A 19,172-nucleotide genomic window follows, 5' to 3' on the forward strand; every position below is an offset into this window, starting at 1 on the left:
ACATGCGCAACTATGACGCGTTGCCATCACTGCGTTGGATCTTGTTTAGGATATGCATAAAAGCACCGCGCTCGTCATCATCAAGCACCGACAAGTAGCGCTCGTTAACTCTCTCCGCTTCTCGGATCAGATCTTGTTCGAGTGCTTTGCCATTGTCGGTTAGATAAATTTTAAATGCACGCCGATTTTCCGCTTCTTGATGGCGGGTAATTAACTGCTGCTGTTGCAGTTGATCAAGCAAGCGGGTCATGGTGTAGTTGGCAACATCACAGCGTTTTGATAACTCTGTTTGGGTCACGCCTTCTTCCTGCCATAAACTAAATAGCACCGGCCATAACTTGATGTCTAATTGGTAGCGTTTAAGGCGTTGGTCTAAAGCATCTTGAAGTTCATTATTCAAATGCGAAACCAGATAGCCTAAGCTTTCATATTGTTTCAATGCTTACCTCCAAATGAACTCGCACCTTGTATTAATACTACCACTTGAACAGTAAGAAACTAGCCGTTGAGGTAACAAATTGTATTCAAGTGAAGCTAATTTAGCTTCACTTGCTGCACGACTCATCATCAACTAACAGAAATTGTTCAATAAATCGATAATAACAACTACGAGAAAGTTTGGCGCAAAGATCACCAGGCAAGATTAATTTTATTTCACTATCGCTAACAACAAACTGTTTCACACTTTCGAGCTGCCATTGACGCTTGACCGAACTCGTCACAGTGACCCGCCCCGTATCATCCAATTCATAATCAACGATGATAAATGGATATTGCTCAACATCGACCAAACAGCGCTCAACCGGTGTTTGTAGGCAATGGCCATCACCCTCGGCATGATTGACTAAAATCGTTGCAAACAAACAGGCAAACTTGTCCGGCAACGGCGAGTGTTGATAATACCACTGCCCTTGCCGATCAATTTGAAATCGCACTTGCTCATCACACAGTTCCACCGACTGAGTTAGCTGCTGAAGTGCGGATGCCAGTGCTTTGCTATCGGCCATCAACTAAACCTAATAATGCCTCAACCGGATGTTTAGGCTTAAACCCACCAAAACGCTTCACTTGGCTACGGCACGAATAACCAGAGACCAAAATCTTATCTTGCGGCAGCGATTTAATGGTGTCATCCCATGACATCTGGTACAGGGTTTGCGAGCGTTCAATATTGTCTGCTTCATGGCCATAGGTGCCAGCCATGCCACAGCAACCCAAACTAACTGTATTTAATTTAGCACCAAAATGACTGAATATCTGTTGCCATTCGCTAGCTGTTTTTGGCTTAGCGGTCGACTCGGTGCAATGACTAAACCAAGTAAACTCAGCTTGTTGCTCATCGCCTGTGGCTGTAGCGGGAAGGTTCACTATCGCCGACAACAACCATTCGTTAGCCAATTGCACATTAAAGTCACCGCGGTCACTGCCCAGCACTTCTTGATATTCATCGCGATAACACAGCACCATCGCCGGATCTACGCCAACCATCGGCATATTAAGCGCGAATACTTGATTCAAGAAATCCGCACTCGACTTAGCGGTTTTGGCAAATTTATCTAAGAAACCTTTAATATGAATAGGCTTACCGTTAGGTTTAAACGGTAATAGCACAGGCTTGTAACCCAGCTTTTCAATCAACTTAATAAAGTGATAAACCGTGGCTGATTCATAAAAACTATTAAATGGATCTTGCACCACAAGCACATATTGCTCTCGGTCTTGCTGCGGTATCGCTTTTAGTGCATCTAAATCATAGCCTCGACAGGCGTGGCCATCTAAGCGCTGTTTTAGTGTCGGTACCGACAATGCGGGTGAGTCAACATAACCCAATGACTTCTTAATCACCCATTGGCTTATCGGATTTTGAGACGCTAAATTTGTCGCTCTAGGCACCATCGCCATATACGGCAGCGCATCTTCAATACCGGCCACCAGATAATCTTTTGCCGGGCGCAGATAACGCTGATAATAGATATTGAAAAATTGCGCTCTAAACTTAGGCACATCAACTTTAACCGGACATTGAGCACTACACGCTTTACAGGCTAGACAACCTTTTAGCGAATCCATCACTTCGTGGGAATAATCATATTCGCGATCTTTCTTTAAGGTGTTCTGAGTGCGCTGTAACCACCCTAAAGGTTTGGCTTTGGCTAACGCTTCAACATCCACATTTTCAGCTTCCAATAGTCGCAGCCATTCACGCATCAATCCAGCTCGTCCTTTTGGCGAGTGAATACGATCGCCCGTCACCTTAAACGACGGACACATAGGCGAGTACACACTGTAATTAAAGCATAAGCCATTTCCATTACAGTTCATTACATCGGGAAAAGCATCACGGGTGTTAACCGGAATTTGGCGATCGAATGCACCACGCTTGGTGCTATCAACATTGTATTGCAATTCACCGGCATCAATTGGTGCAACCAGTTTGCCCGGATTAAGTTTATTATGGGGGTCAAACAAGGTTTTTACCTGTCTAAGACTTTGGTAAAGCGTGTCACCAAATACTGCTGGCCCATATTCGCCGCGAACACCTTTACCATGCTCGCCCCACATCAAACCACCGTACTTTAAGGTCAGCGCTGCCACTTGATCAGACACGGTTTTCAGCAAACGCTCATCTTGCGGATCGCACATATCCAATGCGGGTCTAACATGAAGTACACCAGCGTCCACATGCCCAAACATACCGTACTGCAATTTATGGCTATCGAGCAGCGCACGAAACTCCATAATAAAATCGGCTAACTTTTCTGGCGGCACAGCGGTATCTTCGGCAAAAGCTAACGGCTTACGTTTTCCTTTAGTCGCACCCAACAAGCCTACCGCTTTTTTACGCATCGCATAAATGGTATTAATACTGCTCTTGTCAGCAGTAACTTGATAGCCCAGCAAACCAGCTTCACCGCCAGCTAACTGCTTATCTAACATGGCCGATAGTTTGGCAACGCGAGACTCTACATCATCGGTCTCACCGGCAAACTCCACCATATTGAGACCATCAATAACACCACCGGGTACCGCTTTAATTAAATCTGACACTGAGTGCCAAATAATGTCTTGCTGCGCCAAATTCAGCACTTTGGAGTCTATCGTTTCAACGACGGTTGCATTGGCTTTCACTAAATCAGGTGCATGGCGAAGCGCTGATTCAAATGAGTCATATTTGATATTGACCATCATCCGGGTTGTCGGCAGTGGCGTAATATCTAATTTGGCTTCGGTGATCACCGCCAATGCGCCTTCTGAGCCGGCAATAATGCGCGATAAGTTAAATTGCTGTAGCGACTCATCCCATACATTTTTAAGATCGTAGCCGGTCAAGAAACGGTTCAGTTTAGGAAACCTTGCTTCAATCTCATCGCGCTGTGCTAAGGTCAATGCCGATATGGTTTGCTGCAATTTAGCGGCAATGCCCGTTGGCTGTTGTTCAAGTTGCTCTTGTAACTGCTCACGGGTAACCGCATCGGTTTCTAGGACTGAGCCATCGTGCAATACACTGGTGAGTGCTAATACATGATCGGATGTCTTGCCATAAACTAACGACCCCGCACCGGAGGCGTCGGTATTAATCATACCGCCTAGCGTTGCGCGATTAGAGGTCGATAAATCGGGACTGAAAAAGAAACCATGAGGACGCAAGGCATCATTTAACGCATCTTTGACGACCCCAGCCTCGACTTTAACCCAGCGCTCCTGCGGGTTAATCTCAATCACTCGGTTCATGTAGCGTGACATGTCCAAAATGATACCGTGGGTCAGTGATTGGCCGTTGGTACCTGTGCCGCCACCGCGCGCGCTAAACACCACCGATTTAAAATCGGGCTGCGAAGCCATTTTCATCACAAGTCGCACATCGGCCTGGGTTTTCGGGTAAACCACCGCTTGGGGAAGAAATTGATAAACAGAGTTATCTGTCGCTTGGGCAAGCCGTGCGCTATAGCGCTTATCAATATCACCAGTAAACTGACTGCTGGCCAACGCGTCTAAAAATTGCAGATAAGTTGGCTCGAGTGTTTGTTGATGCGATAGCTTAGGGAGCATGTTGGTGTCTAATGTCGTTATTGGATTTATAACGCCATTATAAACAAAAAAAAGCCGCTAAAAAGCGGCTTTTTTGAGATTAGCTTATTCTTTTTAAAGAATAATTAACCGTGTTCTTTACCTAGGTATAACCAAGTGTCGATTACGGTATCAGGGTTAAGTGACACAGTATCAATACCTTGCTCCACTAACCAAGCCGCAAAATCGGCGTGATCTGATGGGCCTTGACCACAGATACCCACATAGGCACCTTTATCTTTTGCAGCTTTAATCGCCATGGCTAGCAATACTTTAACTGCTTCATTTCGCTCATCAAATAGATGACTGATAATGCCTGAGTCACGGTCAAGACCTAATGTCAGCTGAGTTAAGTCGTTTGAACCAATCGAGAAGCCGTCAAAATGCTCTAAGAACTGTTCAGCAAGTAGTGCATTTGATGGTAATTCGCACATCATAATAACGCGCAAACCATCTTTGCCGCGCTCTAGGCCTTGCTCTTTCAGCAGTTCAATCACCTGCTCAGCTTCGCCTAAAGTACGTACGAACGGAATCATAATCTCAACATTGGTTAGACCCATCTCGTTACGTACACGCTTAATTGCTTCACATTCTAGCGCGAAACAATCACGGAATGATTCAGAGATATAACGGCTCGCACCGCGGAAACCAAGCATTGGGTTCTCTTCTTCTGGTTCGTAGTGCTCACCACCGACTAGGTTGGCATATTCATTTGACTTAAAGTCAGACATACGCACAATCACTTTCTTTGGATGGAAAGCAGAAGCAATAGTTGCAATACCTTCAACCAAACGTGCCACATAGTATTCAACCGGTGATTCGTAGCCAGCAATCATCTCATGGATTTCTTGCTGAAGCGCCGCATCTTGCTGATTGAACTCAAGCAATGCTTTAGGGTGAATACCGATCATGCGGTTAATGATGAACTCAAGACGAGCTAGACCAACACCTTCATTAGGTAGACGGGCAAAGTCGAATGCACGATCAGGGTTACCCACGTTCATCATAATCTTCATTGGCAGATCAGGCATAGAGTCAACACGTGAAGACATCACTTCAAACTCTTGAATACCGTCATAAATGAAACCAGTGTCACCTTCGGCACAAGATACAGTCACTTGTTGACCATTTTGGATACGGTCAGTGACATCACCACAACCTACAACTGCTGGAACGCCAAGTTCACGGGCAATGATGGCTGCGTGACAAGTACGGCCACCACGGTTGGTAACAATCGCACTGGCACGCTTCATGATTGGTTCCCAATCAGGATCGGTCATGTCTGTTACCAGTACATCACCTTCTTTGATTTGGTCCATATCATCAATTGATGCAAGTACCTTAGCCACACCGCTACCAATCTTATGACCAATAGCACGGCCTTCACTCACAACCTCACCTTTAGTCTTAAGGTTATAACGTTCAATCAGCTGAACATCTTCGCGTGAACGTACGGTCTCTGGACGGGCTTGCACAATATAAAGCTTACCGTCGTTACCATCTTTAGCCCATTCGATGTCCATTGGACGACCGTAGTGCTTTTCAATGATCATGGCTTGCTTAGCAAGTTCTTGCACTTCAGCATCGTTAATAGAGAACTGGCGACGGTTGTCAGCGGGTACGTCTTCAATCTTAACTTGCTTGCCGTGGCTAGTATCATCGGAGTAAACCATCTGGATAAGCTTGCTACCAATATTACGGCGAACAACAGCCTTGTGACCGGCGGTTAAGCTAGGCTTATGCACATAGAACTCGTCTGGGTTTACGGCGCCTTGAACAACCATTTCACCTAGACCAAATGATGATGTGATAAATACCACGTCGTTGTTACCTGATTCTGTGTCCATGGTGAACATAACACCAGAAGCAGCAGTATCAGAACGAACCATGCGCTGTACACCGGCAGATAACGCTACGCCTTTATGGTCGTAACCTTGGTGCACGCGATAAGAGATAGCACGGTCGTTGAAAAGTGAAGCGAACACGTGCTTGATAGCCACAAGTACTGCGTCATAACCTTTCACATTCAAGAATGTTTCTTGTTGACCAGCAAATGAAGCATCAGGCATATCTTCTGCAGTCGCTGAAGAGCGAACCGCAAATGAAGCGTCTTTTGTTTCAGATGAAAGCTGGTCATACGAATCACGTACAACCTGCTCGAATTCAGGGTGGAATGGGGTATCGATAACCCACTGTCTTATCTGTGCACCGGCTGTAGCGAGTGCGTTCACGTCATCTACATCTAGAGATTCTAGAATATCGTATATCTTCTGGTTCAGTCCGCTTTGTTCAAGAAATTCGTTGAACGCAAAAGAGGTGGTCGCAAAGCCACCAGGCACTTGAACACCTGCATTAGCTAGATTGCTGATCATCTCCCCAAGAGAGGCATTCTTACCGCCTACCTTGTTGACGTCACCCATGCCTAATTCTTGATACCAGAGTACATATTGCTGCACAGTTCTATCTCCGCAAGTTTATTTCAGTGTGGCCCCTTCACATGAGGGCAGCGGCATTTTACACTCCATCGCAACAAGCGTAAATCTATAATTTTATTTGTAATTTTATTACTACAAGAGGTCAAAATGTTACGTAAAGTCTTTTATATCTCAGATGGGACCGCGATCACAGCTGAAGTGTTTGGCCATGCCGTTCTTTCACAATTTCCAGTTGAATTTGAATCACTTACAATTCCGTTCGTTGAGACCACACAGCGAGCTGAACAAGTTAAAGCGCAAATAAATGATAGTTTTATTACAACAGGTGAGCGACCTTTGGTTTTCCATTCTATTGTCAAACCTGAGATCCGGGACATTATTTACAGCAGTGAAGGCCTAGATCACGATTTTTTGAACACTTTTGTCGCGCCACTGGAAAAACAACTGGGTGTCACCGCCGCTCCAGTGCTTCATCGCACCCACGGTAAAGCCAATGACAGTTACGAAGCGCGAATCGACGCCATTAATTTTGCCATGGATAATGACGATGGCCAGACACTCAAACATATAGATAAAGCCGATCTGGTGTTGTTGGGCGTATCGCGCTGCGGCAAAACGCCAAGCAGCCTCTACCTTTCAATGCAATTTGGTATAAAAGCAGCAAACTATCCTTTCATCGAAGATGACATGGATAACCTTAAATTACCTGAAGCATTAAAACGGAATAAGCAAAAACTATTTGGTCTAACTATCGATCCTGTACGCCTACATGAGATCCGCCAAAGTCGCATGGAGAACAGTCGTTACTCATCACTGCGACAGTGCCGTATAGAAGTCAAAGAAGTAGAGATGATGTACAAACGCGAGCGTATCCCCTTTGTAAACACCACTAATCATTCAGTGGAAGAGATTGCCACTAAAATACTCGATGTAACCGGATTAGAGCGTCACATGTTCTAATTCTTAAGTGTACTGAAGTCGACTTTTTGGCATTTTTGTACACTAAAAGGCACAGTTGCTTAAAATTTGCTACAAAATAGCTGTTTTAAGCGCTGTGTTACAGCGCGCTATTGGTTATAATCCGAGGTAATACGGCAATATGCCCATACGAACGCTCGGTAGAATGAATGACCATTAAAACAGACGAACTCCGTACCACCCTGCTTTGCAAAGCAATTTCACCTGCAAAGTTGGCCGCAGAATATCCGCTGACCCAAGAAGCTGCAGACTACTTAGTACAGCAGCGACGTGAAGTTGAAGCCATATTAACTGGTGAAGACAAGCGTCTACTTGTCATTATCGGCCCATGTTCAATCCACGATACCGAAGGCGCTATCGATTATGCCAAGCGCTTAGCTAAGCTCCACGCTGAGCTAAAAGATGATTTATGTATCTTAATGCGGGTATATTTCGAAAAGCCGCGCACGACGGTAGGCTGGAAAGGCTTGATTTCAGATCCCGATCTTGATGGCAGCTTTAATGCCAATAAAGGTCTACGTTTAGCCCGTGAACTACTGCAACAGATAACCGAGCTTAAGTTACCCATTGCGACTGAGTTTCTCGATATGGTGAACGGTCAATATATTGCAGATTTGATTACTTGGGGAGCGGTTGGCGCTCGCACCACCGAAAGTCAAATTCACCGAGAAATGGCATCAGCCCTCTCTTGCCCAGTTGGGTTTAAAAACGGTACCGATGGCAATATTAATATCGCTGTCGATGCTGTGCGCGCGGCAAAAGAGCCACACATTTTCTATTCGCCAGACAAAGACGGTGCCATGGCGGTATACCGCACCAGTGGTAACCCCTATGGCCACATTATTCTTCGTGGTGGCAAACAGCCAAACTACCATGAAGCCGATGTACAAGCAGCAGCCGATAAACTCGACCAAGTTGGTGTGTCACATCGCATGGTGGTTGACTTCAGTCATGGCAATAGCCAGAAGCAGCATAAACAACAGCTTAATGTGGCAAAAGATGTCATGGCGCAGATCGAAAAAGGCTCCACTGCCATTGCCGGTATTATGGCAGAAAGCTTTATTGAAGAAGGCAATCAAAAAGTCGTTGCTGGCGAGCCGCTTTGCTATGGTAAGAGCATCACCGATGCCTGTTTGCATTGGCAAGATTCAGAGCAGCTTATTCGCGATCTGGCCAAAGCGTCGCGTGTACGTATTAATAAACTGAGCAAATAGCCCAACAATTAAGTCAGCTAGTAATTAAAAAATAAAAAGCCAGTCCCAATAGGACTGGCTTTTTTATGCCTCGCTAACGTTATTAGCTATGGGGGATCGGCTGCATCATTTTATCTAACAGCTGATCAAACCGCGCTTGGCGTTGCTCACCGCTTTGCTCGAAATCAGTAAAACCTTGCGCTAACACTCGCCATATAGGCTGGATTTGATGGGGGTTAAACACAGCAATTAGCACTGAGCCTTTTTCATATTTATCATGATCGACATTTTGGGTCGACAAACCGGGAACTAAACCGGCTCTTTTCATTATTTCGGCGTCACTCATTTCCGCTTCAAGGGCAAGCCCGTAGCCAATCAACATGGCAGGTGACGATGATAATGACACCAACTGGTAACCTTTTTGGCTCATCACCTCATTGATGGCTTGTTGCATATGTGCCTTTACTGCCACCTGATCAATCCGCTCATCAGCCATCACGTTATCGACAGATGGATGCCAAGCATAGGTATTTTTTTGCTGTGGTACTAAACTGATATCACCACTGGTGACCATCGTAGTGCGAGACAAAGGGTTGCTAACACTTTCTTGTGTGGCACAACCAACCGTCAACATCAAGATAGTCGCAGCTATACATTTCTTCATCATAATCAGTCTGTTTCCTTATTTGATGAGATCCCTTGGTGGATGAATTCAATATATCAGTGACTAGGTTAACCTAAGCTGACTCATTTGTAATCAAAACAAAAAAGCACCGACCTAAGGTCGATGCTTTTGTTTAACAATAGTGCCTATTGATTACAATTATTGCGCAGTGATGTTGACCACTAAGCTTGCTCCTTGGCTACTTGGTGCGCCATCAGCACTGACATAGTACCAACCTACTGCTGGCGAGTTTACTGTAATTGACTCAGCATTACCGGCATTTTCAGACTTTGCATCATAAGCAGATGCACTTGCCCAGGTTGAACCATTGGCGTAAATATCAACGTTGCCGCTACCATGATCGGTATCTATTTGGATACTCGCTGTCCCTGCTGGCACATAGAAGTAGTAGCTTGAATGATCATCGGCGATACATACTGCCTCACCAAAATTGAGCCCGCCATAACTGTATGGTGCTTGAGTAGCACAAGCATCATCAACATTGCTGACTCCGCCATTGTCTCCACCACCATTGTCACCGCCGCCATTATCTCCTCCACCGTTGGTTGGTGCCGACTCGCTGACCGTTAAGCTAACACCATCGAAAGCAACACTGGCGACAGTAGAGATGTATACCCAGCCACGGTTGGCCACAACACTGATTAACTCTTCATTGCCCGAAGTCGCTGACAATGCTGTGTAACTTGTGGAGCTCGCCCAGGTATTTTGATTAAAGTACAAATCAACATCACCGTTACCACCACTGGTCGAGATGTATAGCTGGGTGTTGTCACTATCAACATAGGTATAATATGAGTTTCTTCCGGTTCCCGCGACACATGCAGTGGTATCTTGAATCAAATTACCGCTACTGATTGTCGCCGTTCCGCAGTGTGCTACCGGATCGCCACCGCCATTATCGGCATCAGCATTGTCACCAATACCATTGCCGTTTTCGTCGGCCCACTCGTTCGGGTCGCTTGGGAATGCATCACTATTATCACCATAACCATCACCGTCACTGTCTACGGTTTCGCTCGCATCATTAGGGAAAGCGTCGGCATTATCACCTACGCCATCACCATCTGAATCTTTGGTTTCACTAGGATCAAACGGGAACGCATCTTCACCATCAACCACACCATCGCCATCGCTATCCACTGGCGTGACAACCCCTCCACTAAGTGGCGTATCGTTACTCGTAACGGTCGTTAACCAAGTGTTCCATTCTGCGTCATATTGAGTGCCGATATCGTTGTCTATATAGGCAAGCCATCCTGCTGCATCACCGCCGCGAGCCAGAACCAATAGCTCATCAACATCAGATCTATGCTGTTCAAACAGGAATCTAACGGCTAGATAGCCCCAACGATAAACCCTATCGGTACCGCTGTTATAGGTGTTGGATAAAATTTCACTGAGACTAAACTCTTGAGTACGTGCAAGGGCCACGGCATCATCATTGCGATTTTGCTGAGAGATGTATTCTGCTAATCCTTCAGACCACCACACCGATTTACCCGTATCAATGTCAAAGTAGTTAAATGCGCCATATTGATTGAAACGACCATCGAGGTAATGCACATATTCGTGGCGTAAATTCCATACCAAAATATCTTCGGTCCACGTCGCTTCATGGGCAATAAAGCGCGCCTGATTACCCACTTGTGATGGCGTCCCTTCTAGATACATCCCGCCGTTATCAGTGCTAATGCCAAAAATCGTACCCGCATATTGGTCATAGTCATCGTAACTATCAAAAATATTAACTTCTAGGTTGGTATTGTTGTCGTCTGCGACTGGCTGATACCCTGTCGCCAAAACGTCGTGAAACAACACTTCTTCTTCACCCATGAGATCGCATGATTGCTGTAACTCAGCATTGGACATCTGTTGAGCACGAATATTAATCGTGTCGCTACAGTTATAATGAATCGATAAAACAGTATCTTCTAATTCCTGTTCCCAATTACAAATACCAAACTGCTCACACTCGCCAGGGTTGTAATAGTCTAAGTATCCGGCTGCATCAGCCCACTGTTTAGATAGGCGCTCAAACTTATTCATGTAGGTTTGTGTGCCAGTGTTCAACTCTGTTTTCAAACTCGCTGGCAGATTTCCATCAGCTTGATATACGTAGAATCGGCCATATTCGTGGAAAGCGTCCGTCGACTCCCAATCATAGGCAGAATTAATAATGTAATCAGAGGTGGCTACGTTTAATAACGCGGCTCTTAACTCACCAAGCTCCATCGCCGCTTGGGTGTAACGGCTTTCCCACTGCCCATAATACAAGGTCGTTAGCGCTTTGGTCATCGCTGTACGATGAGCTGGCACGGCTAAATGCTCAGCATTAAAGCCATCAAGATATTGGGTGATTGCCCCGACTGACTCATAGATGCTGTCAGCACTATCCCAAGCAATAAAGAACTCTTGAAGAGTGTTACCTTGCATCTCACTGGTATCGTTAAACACTGGATTGGCGGTATAAGCTATCAGTAGATCACGTAGTGCATCTGCTGGCTGGCTATTGGCGTATGTCAATGCATCGTTGTAATACTCAATGTAAAACGCACCGCGGAGGAAATAGATCAGGTTAAGCATTTCACTGCCCGTGCTACTGTCATAGCTGGCAGCCTGTGCTTTAGCAAAATTAGCAACATCAATGACATTTTGTGGCTGGTAAGCGGCAACAGCCGTAGCGTCATTATTTGAATACAGTTCTGAAATACAGGCAAAATCTGCGCTGCGAACAAAATCATACAATGCCGCACCCGTTAGATTGTTGAACTGATCGTAACCATTACATGGATCGGCTTCCGCTTCTGGTCCAGCGTTGCCAAGCATACCTAGAGGCGCAGTAACCTTAGCGCGATCGGCTTTATCAGCTTGTTTTAGGCTAGATAAATGACGCTCATTAACGCGAGTCGTTGCATGCTGACCGGGTTGACGGTCAACCAATGATGTTGTGGTCACTGGCTTTACTACAACTGGAGTCACAGCATCCTTGCCGTGTTGTAAACTGTTTGCTAGGGCACCTGAAGCGGGAATTAACGCGGCTGAGCAGGCTAAAGCCAGCAGCGAAGCGCGAAACTTACCGCGAGTGCTTAGCAGGTGTTGAGGTGGATTTTTCATGCTGATTCTCCAATCAAAAAGTCAGCAGGGCCTTCGCCCTGCAGCAATGTTACTCATATCTGATGCTTGATTATTTCTCTGCGGAAATATCTCAAACGGTATTTGTTATTTTTTGAGAACAAAAAGTTAAATTTTTGTTACGAAATTATTTATAACAAATATTGTATGCAATATGCAACATTCAGTCGGAGACAAAATTTCACCATCACAGCAGTCCATTACAAAAATACGATTGATAGCGCTACAAGATCAGTCAGTTAACTTAAACAACATATTTAACGACCTTGGAGCTAAATAACCTTGATACCAAAAAATCTCTGGCTTATCCCGCTTAGGTTAGCGACTATATGCAGCTGTACGGCTACAACGACATTACGGCAGGCATGGAATTTATTATTGCAGTTGCACTCTTTGCATTTTCATCGGGTATCACCCCAGGTCCAAACAACATCATGCTGATGACATCAGGGGTGAATTTTGGTGTGCAGCGTTCACTACCACATTTGTGCGGGATCTGTTTGGGATTTCCAGTAATGGTATTGGCCATTGGCCTAGGATTAACAACACTATTTAACCAATACCCTATTTTGCATACGATAATTAAGTATGTTGGCATTGGCTACTTGCTATACTTAGCTTGGCTAATCGCCAACAGTAGCAGCAAAATGGAAGGGGTTGCGAAAGCTAATCCGTTGACCTTTATTCAAGCAGCAGCGTTTCAATGGGTGAATCCAAAGGGTTGGATTATGGCGATTGGCGCCGTTGCCACCTTTACCTCAATCGAGCAACCTCTGGTGCCACAAGTGGTGAGTATTGCCAGTATTTTTCTTGCGGTTGCCCTACCCTGTGCTTTGGTATGGCTAGGTTTTGGCGTTGCCTTAAAAAGGCTCTTAAAAAATCAACGTCAACAACGGGTTTTTAACATCAGTATGGCGCTCTTGCTTGTTGCCTCTATCATACCTATGATTGCTCCCCAATAACGTACTTAAAAAGATTGTCCATGGATACTGTTGAACTAAGCCCGGCGCAACAAACAAGAAACTGGGTAGAAAAGGTCATCATGAAATACAACATATGCCCTTTTGCCCGCCAAGAAGTGCTGCGTAATAGCATTTGCTACCAAGTCGTTGACGAGCAAGCACTAGCCGAAGTCTTGACCGCCTTTATCAAGGCTTGCCAAACGCTTGATGAAAACCCTCAAATAGAGACTAGCTTATTTATTATACCGCGAGGGTTTGAAGGCTTTTATCAATACTTAGACTTGGTCGATATCGCAACCGACTTACTTATCGAACAAGGCTATGAAGGCACTTACCAGTTGGCAAGCTTTCATCCTGATTACTGCTTTGATGGCGAGCCACAAAATAGCGCTGCCAACTATACCAACCGCTCTCCTTTTCCAACAATACATATCATTAGAGAGACGAGTATGGAACAGGCCTTAGCTGACTATGACGACCCAGAATCGATACCTGAACGCAATATTGCTTTTGCCAATCGTAAAGGCAGTGAGTTTTTTGCAAATCTGCTTCAGTCTTGCGCACATAAGAGCCAATAAACATATAGTCAATTTGGTTGAGCAATAAATTAGTTAACCTAATGGAATAACAATGGCGACAAAATACTACGTAATTTGGGCGGGACGTCAAACCGGAATTTTTACCGATTGGCCTACAGCAAAAGCACAAGTCGACGGTTTTGCCGGTGCGCGCTACAAATCATTTAAAAGCCGTGAAGAAGCTGAATCGGCCTTTAAGCACCGCCCAGCTCCCCAAAAGGCCACATCCACAAAAGCGGCATCAAAAACCGATACCCAAGCCAAGTTATTGGCTGCTAAACCTAACTCTGATATCGATATCTATACCGATGGCGGCTGCGAACCTAATCCTGGAGAAGCGGGCTCAGGCATTGCCGTATACAAAACAGGTCAGTTAGACCAGCTTTGGTATGGGCTTTATCACCCGGATGGTACTAACAACAGTGCGGAACTCAATGCACTCTATCAAGCGCTTCTATTAGCGAAGAAGTATATCGCGCTAGATCTCCAAGTGCATATTCACAGTGACTCTCAGTACTCTCTTAATTGCATCACTAATTGGGCATATTCATGGAAAGCCAAAGGTTGGAAGCGCAAGACTGCTGGGGATATTAAAAACTTAACCATCATTCAGCAAGCTCACGCGCTATATGATGAAATTAAAGAACAAGTCACAATTAGCCATGTAGCTGCCCATATTGGCATTGAAGGTAATGAGCTCGCGGATCGCATGTCTATTTATGCCATCGATGTAAAAGATTCTGCTTTTACGCGTTACCCAGACCCTATCGATGTTGACGCAATACTCGCACTAAGAACAGGCTAGTCGTCAACATTAGCCTATTTTGCTAACGCTAGCGTTGTTAGTCAGCGCTAGCGTTATAATAAGTTTTTCTTAGTGTTTTAATCACAAATCTTTAGCGCTACGAACTAATCAACACCCTGCCTATATTCTAATAACTATATTCTAAGAACTATATTCTATACCTCGGCATAACTCGTTCACTCTAAATATATATTTACTATTAACCAACGAAAGTGCGACATGATACACACTGGCTTTTTCGATCGAACCCCACCCGACAATCAACTGTATACACAAATAGATATAAACCATATTTCCTAGCTTCATTGCTAAATACCTTAAAAATATTAGTCACCCCAGAATAGGATTTATTATTGTTCTGCCGTACTCACAACAAGCGCATTAGCGGTACTTCACTATGGCATAAGGTTTTATTCATAATTAGCTATCGTAAACCCTAATGGTGATAGTAGATACCACCGCATGACTTAAAAAATTGGTAGATTTTATGGTATACATCCCGCCTAGAGAAATTATCATCTGCATCGATAGCGATGAGCATCACTATGGCTTGTACAAGTGCTTTGGGTTACATCGAAGGTTAGTAATCGGCTAAGGAAAGGTAGGATAACCCTCAGGTATTAATATAGACAGCAATACATAACGGATAAATATTATACAAACAGCCCAACTAAATAATTTTAATCGCTAGGGTAACGAATAAATAAGATAGCAATCTAAACAATCAAAAAATACACACCCCATTAAAAAATTAACACAGCAAGCCAAATTAAATAACCACAAAAACACAAAAGAAACCAATTGTATCGACAGTGTTATGCCTCCTGTATAATTTTCGACCAAACAGTAGATTCAACTTGTTAAACAGCTCAACATTTGTATTGATAAACATCAAAAATGTTGTTTAAATGTGCCGGAATGATTAGTGGCAAATAAATTACATCTATTATTTTAGCAAATATACCTTGAGCTAGCGGTATACAAATATATGTAGAGCAACAAAGTATAAGAGTTAAGTTGAGCATAGATTAAATACAAGAGCTGTTAGTAAACCGTACTGAGGTGATATCAGTGCATGGAAGTTTAGACTTGACTGGTGTCATCGTGCAGTCAATATGTTCAACATGGAAAAGTTCACTTAAATCACTCCCCCAGTCGCAATTCCCTAACAGAATATCCAGTTAATTATCAAGCTTTGCTTTGGCCGTAAGTCAACAATTTTTATAGCAAAATTTTTGCCTAAAAGGGACTTATATACTAGTAACTATATAGCTAGGTAATCTACTCGTTAGCATCGGCTTTCAGTTAAAAAGCGGTTACAAAAATAGTAAACCATTGATAATTAATGTTAAACGTTTTGGCTAACGTGATAGCCGCACTACCTGCTAATTCTATTCATAGTTTGAATATTTGAACACGTGAGAAGCTTAGGGCTTAAATATATGAAATTAAATCGCATTAAGATCAAACACCGAATAGCCTTACTCACGCTAGTAGCTATTTTGTCATTCATTTGCTCATTGGTGATCAACAATAATAGTGTTCAGGAAAACGCTGAACGACTCAACCGTGTCAACTCTCAATTGTTTCCAGTGTTAAAACTGGCAACGGTCAATGAAGGATTGATGATTCAGCTGGATCAGAATATTCAATCTGCGGTCACCACCGGCGAAGAAGATGCGCTGATCACCGTAGAAAAAATGGTTGGCCAAATTACTACTAACCTCAACGACATAGCCCGATTGTTGCCGGAAGAAGCCAACGATGCCCAATTTATGCGCAATGAACTTGGCGTTTATCACAACAATGCTAAGAGCCTGGTAGCCGAGTTTCTTAAAGACGATGTCGACTTTAATCGCATCAAAAATCAGGCGGCGGACAATGCTGCACGTTATGAAAAGCTGTTAGGACAGTTTCATCAGAAACAGCTCAATTTTTCAGAACAGTTTGCTCAGTCTATCCAGCAAACCCTCGACAGCTCAGACAGTGCTTCAATTTCGATGTTAACCATTGGCATTATTGCATCGATATTGCTTGTTATCGTCGGATTACTGGTCAATCGCTCAATCATTGTCACCATTAGGAGTGTCAGCGATTCCTTGCAAAATATCTCTGAAGGAGAAGGCGATCTACGCTCGCGAATTGAGTACGATGGCAAAGATGAAATTAGCACCCTTGTGCACTGGTTTAACCAATTTGTGGGCAAACTGCAATCCTCTATTGCTGACACTCAAAAAACCACCGAGAGCTTAGGCCAAGTATCAAACACCTTACTGACAAGCTGTAAAAACAGTGAAATAACCGTGGCTGAGCAAAACCAATCGGTGGAACAAATTTCCAATGCTATGCGTGAAATGTTTGTCAGTGTTGAACACATTGCTGAATATGCAACCAATGCGGCTTCGGAAGCTGAGAATGCTAATCAAGAAGCCCAACGTGGCCAAGATGTTGTTGCCAATGCGATTTCAACTATTAATCGCTTATCGGAAGAGGTGAAAACCACCGCTGTTGTGGTTAATCAGCTTGATGCCTTTACCAACAACGTTAACGACATCTTAGATACTATTCGTGGTATTGCTGAACAAACCAACCTATTGGCACTCAATGCTGCCATTGAAGCGGCACGGGCCGGTGAGCAAGGCCGCGGCTTTGCTGTGGTCGCCGATGAGGTTCGAACTCTCGCCTCACGCACACAAACCTCAACCGAAGAGATCCAGCAAGTCTTACAAGAGCTACGCTCAACTTCAACACAAGCGGTTGAAGCGATGCAGCGTGGCATTGAAACCGCTGACGAAGGGGTACAAAGCACCTCACTTGCAGGCGATGCACTCATTAGCATCACCGACAAAGTCAGCGCAATTGTAGTGGTTAACGAACAGATAGCCGCTGCCACTGAGGAGCAACACAATACCTCTGTTTTGATTCAGCAGTATGTTGCTGAAATTGAAAACAATGCACAGAAAGTAAAAATCACCACCGATGAATTAGGTGGGATCAGTTATGACATCGAAGGCGTGAGTAATCAGCTTGGTGCGATTACTGATCAATTTAAAGTGTAACTGAAAAATAATAACCGTATCGGGGATATATAGAGATGAACGACAAAATCAACTTCAACTTTGCGTTGAAAAGCCTAGCCATGGCGGTTTCAGTGGCATTGGTACCAGCTCAAGCTTTTGCAGCTGACGAGCAAAATACCGATGAGAAAATCGCTAAACTAGAACAGCAAGTCAAAGACTTGCAGCAACAACAAACCGCCAGTTTAGCTGATCGCTTCAAGTTCAATGGCTTCATGAGCGGCGCCTATGTTTCAGCTGACAACAACTCAGGCTATCTGGGTAGCAGCACCTCTGCTGATTTTAGCGAAGAGAGTAAAATGGGCTTCCAAGCTACGTTTGCCATCACACCACAAACCCAAGCGGTCATGCAGCTGATGATGAAAGGCGAAAATGACTGGGACGTCGAGGCTGAGTGGGCGTATGTTTCTCATCGTTTTGACGGCGGTGTTCAAGTACGTGGTGGTAAGTTACGCGTACCATTATTTATGTACTCAGATTACTTAGATGTCGGTTACGCCCAACCGTTTGCACGTCCACCAGAGGAAGTCTACGGCACGGTACCTTTCACAACGTACACCGGTGGCGATATCAGTTATGACATTGACTTCGACGATTCAACCTTAACTATGCAAGCTTTTGGTGGTGAATCTGAGGAAGCTGGCATCGACATCAGCAATATTATCGGTGCCAACGTAAGTTGGACAGATGAAATCTGGACTTTACGGGCAGTATACGGTCAAGCGAGCCTAGATGGCCCAGTGACACGCCCTACCACAATCACAATGGCCGATCCGACCACGGGCCTACCAGTTGATGTGAACGTTAACGTGCGCATTTTAGATCTTGATAGCGAAAAAGCCACATTTGCGGGTGTTGGTGCCAGCTACGACAATGGCCAATTTTTGGCAGTCGCCGAATGGACACGCGCAGAGGTTGCAGGTCAATACTCAGACTCAGATGCAGGTTACATCACGTTAGGTTACCGCATTAACGCATTTACTCCCTATGTCACGGCCGCTTACTATGAAACACAAGATGACGATGAAAGAGTCGTAGTCGATGAAAATAGCGCGATCCTTGCGGCGCTTTTCAACGGCCAACGCACATCGTACAGTGCCGGCCTGCGTTGGGATGCACTAGATAACTTGGCGGTGAAGTTTGATGTAACTTACGCAACCGACTTTGGTGACACTTCAGGTGGATTCCAGACAAATGTGTTGCGTGAGTACGACGATGTGACTGTCTACACTGTTAAATTTGACGTCGTATTTTAAGGA

Annotated in this window: 13 protein-coding genes; 7 read left to right on the top strand and 6 right to left on the bottom strand. The window is 44.5% G+C overall.

The window, feature by feature from the left end; translation table 11 throughout:
- Positions 1-10: 10 nt before the first annotated feature.
- The 4 genes from L865_RS0105880 to ppsA all read right to left on the bottom strand — a co-directional run bounded on the left by L865_RS0105880 (position 11) and on the right by ppsA (position 6,524).
- Positions 11-439, bottom strand: coding sequence for a MarR family winged helix-turn-helix transcriptional regulator (locus L865_RS0105880; protein ID WP_028772379.1), 429 nt, complete (start codon positions 437-439; stop codon positions 11-13).
- 106 nt (positions 440-545) lie between these two features.
- A complete protein-coding gene (locus L865_RS0105885) occupies positions 546-1,007 on the bottom strand; it encodes a DUF1285 domain-containing protein (protein ID WP_028772380.1) in 462 nt (153 codons plus the stop codon).
- Positions 997-4,050 (bottom strand): D-2-hydroxyglutarate dehydrogenase YdiJ, encoded by a 3,054-nt coding sequence (ydiJ, locus tag L865_RS0105890; RefSeq protein ID WP_028772381.1) that lies wholly within the window; start codon positions 4,048-4,050, stop codon positions 997-999. Before ydiJ ends, L865_RS0105885 begins: the two co-directional genes overlap by 11 nt.
- 104 nt (positions 4,051-4,154) lie before the next feature.
- Positions 4,155-6,524 carry a phosphoenolpyruvate synthase gene (ppsA, locus tag L865_RS0105895; RefSeq protein WP_028772382.1) on the bottom strand — a complete coding sequence of 790 codons (2,370 nt, stop codon included), beginning with the start codon at positions 6,522-6,524 and terminating at the stop codon, positions 4,155-4,157.
- Positions 6,525-6,650: 126 nt separating this feature from the next.
- Between ppsA and ppsR the strand changes: the two genes are divergently transcribed.
- Together ppsR and L865_RS0105905 are read left to right on the top strand one after the other, a co-directional pair.
- Positions 6,651-7,463 (top strand): posphoenolpyruvate synthetase regulatory kinase/phosphorylase PpsR, encoded by an 813-nt coding sequence (ppsR, locus tag L865_RS0105900; RefSeq protein ID WP_028772383.1) that lies wholly within the window; start codon positions 6,651-6,653, stop codon positions 7,461-7,463.
- 167 nt (positions 7,464-7,630) lie between these two features.
- Positions 7,631-8,695, top strand: a complete 1,065-nt coding sequence (locus tag L865_RS0105905) for a 3-deoxy-7-phosphoheptulonate synthase (protein ID WP_028772384.1) — start codon at positions 7,631-7,633, stop codon at positions 8,693-8,695.
- A gap of 82 nt (positions 8,696-8,777) precedes the next feature.
- Here L865_RS0105905 and L865_RS0105910 read toward each other — a convergent pair whose 3' ends face one another.
- Together L865_RS0105910 and L865_RS0105915 are read right to left on the bottom strand one after the other, a co-directional pair.
- A complete protein-coding gene (locus L865_RS0105910) occupies positions 8,778-9,341 on the bottom strand; it encodes a DUF4136 domain-containing protein (RefSeq protein WP_028772385.1) in 564 nt (187 codons plus the stop codon).
- 156 nt (positions 9,342-9,497) lie between these two features.
- Complete coding sequence (locus tag L865_RS0105915) at positions 9,498-12,473, bottom strand: M9 family metallopeptidase (RefSeq protein WP_084632476.1); 2,976 nt, start codon at positions 12,471-12,473, stop codon at positions 9,498-9,500.
- A gap of 383 nt (positions 12,474-12,856) precedes the next feature.
- On the opposite strand from L865_RS0105915, the gene L865_RS0105920 reads away from it, so the two are divergent.
- The 5 genes from L865_RS0105920 (at position 12,857) to L865_RS0105940 (ending at position 19,169) form a co-directional block, all read left to right on the top strand.
- Positions 12,857-13,453 (top strand): LysE family translocator, encoded by a 597-nt coding sequence (locus tag L865_RS0105920; protein ID WP_028772387.1) that lies wholly within the window; start codon positions 12,857-12,859, stop codon positions 13,451-13,453.
- Between the two features lie 20 nt (positions 13,454-13,473).
- Positions 13,474-14,031: a DUF1415 domain-containing protein gene (locus L865_RS0105925; RefSeq protein WP_028772388.1), complete on the top strand. Its 558-nt coding sequence runs from the start codon at positions 13,474-13,476 to the stop codon at positions 14,029-14,031.
- Positions 14,032-14,083: 52 nt separating this feature from the next.
- The gene (locus tag L865_RS0105930) at positions 14,084-14,836 is read left to right on the top strand and encodes a ribonuclease H1 domain-containing protein (RefSeq protein ID WP_028772389.1); all 753 of its coding nucleotides are present in this window, start codon (positions 14,084-14,086) and stop codon (positions 14,834-14,836) included.
- 1,442 nt (positions 14,837-16,278) lie between these two features.
- Positions 16,279-17,895, top strand: coding sequence for a methyl-accepting chemotaxis protein (locus L865_RS0105935; RefSeq protein WP_028772390.1), 1,617 nt, complete (start codon positions 16,279-16,281; stop codon positions 17,893-17,895).
- Positions 17,896-17,930: 35 nt separating this feature from the next.
- Entirely contained in the window at positions 17,931-19,169 is a 1,239-nt protein-coding gene (locus L865_RS0105940) for an outer membrane protein (protein WP_051484467.1), read from the top strand.
- Positions 19,170-19,172: the final 3 nt, after the last annotated feature.

Origin of the sequence: Shewanella waksmanii ATCC BAA-643, from assembly GCF_000518805.1 — a bacterium.
Lineage (GTDB): Bacteria > Pseudomonadota > Gammaproteobacteria > Enterobacterales > Shewanellaceae > Shewanella > Shewanella waksmanii.